General features: G+C 43.8%; 2 protein-coding genes. Both read left to right on the top strand.

What is annotated here, in order from left to right; genetic code table 11:
• On the top strand, nt 1-127 hold a 127-nt coding region (locus tag A3735_RS28610), incomplete at its 5' end, for a TraR/DksA C4-type zinc finger protein (RefSeq protein ID WP_197485546.1).
• Nucleotides 128-175: 48 nt separating this feature from the next.
• Nucleotides 176-1022, top strand: an 847-nt coding sequence (gene gluQRS, locus A3735_RS00400; RefSeq protein ID WP_068637344.1) for a tRNA glutamyl-Q(34) synthetase GluQRS, incomplete at its 3' end; no start/stop codon positions are given.

Raw genomic sequence — 1022 nt, 5'->3', positions numbered from 1 at the left:
CTATGGCTTTTGCGATTCTTGCGGTGTAGAGATCGGTATTCGTCGGCTTGAAGCACGACCTACTGCAACCCTATGCATCGACTGTAAAACGCTCGCTGAAATTAAAGAGCGCCAAACAGGAATTTAATCCTGATAGATTGGGTGGGAGCTACTCCTACCCAATATCCTTAGATCTATGAGCTCATATCGCGGTCGCTTTGCTCCGTCCCCTACCGGCCCTTTACACTTTGGTTCACTCTTCGCTGCCTTGGTTTCCTATTTAGAGGCAAGGAGAAATTCGGGTACCTGGCTTGTAAGAATTGAAGATATTGACCCCTTACGTGAAGCACCCGGCGCTAGCCAGCAAATTATCGAGACACTTGAAGCCCACCATTTATTCTCGGATGAACCAATAGTTTTTCAATCAGCACATAGTGCTGAATACGAAAGCTTGTTAACAAAACTGGACTTAAGAAAAGCAATTTTCTATTGCCCCTGTAGTCGAAAATACTTGGCTACAAACGGTGGTCGACACAATGAAGCTTGCCTACGCCAGTCTGTCGATAAGCAAAACTGTGCTCAGAAGTTTAGGAATACCGAAGAACTATATTATTGGCATGACGGCATGCAAGGTGAACACTCGTATAAACTAGATGATGATTTTGTTCTTAAGCGTAAAGAAAGCTTTTATGCTTATCAACTAGCTGTGGTTAATGATGATCACCGACAGAATATTACACATGTCGTAAGAGGCTACGACCTACTCTTCTCTACTCCCATGCAATTGGCACTCTATCAAGCGCTTGACTATAAGCCTCCCGAATTCTCTCATTTCCCGGTACTATCTGCTAAAGGTCAGAAGCTGAGTAAACAAAACCACGCGAAGGCCGTCTCTTCTCTCCAAGCCAAAGAGAATTTGAGCTGTATCTTTAGGCTGTTGGGGATTGAGATATCATCAAAATGCTTATCTATCCCTCAAATGCTAGAAACTGCCATTGAACACTGGAACCCTAAAGTTCTCTCACGAGTTAAAGAGCTTCCAT

Source organism: Oleiphilus sp. HI0061 (genome assembly GCF_001635675.1).
This window is presented reverse-complemented; position numbering and strand designations above follow the sequence as displayed.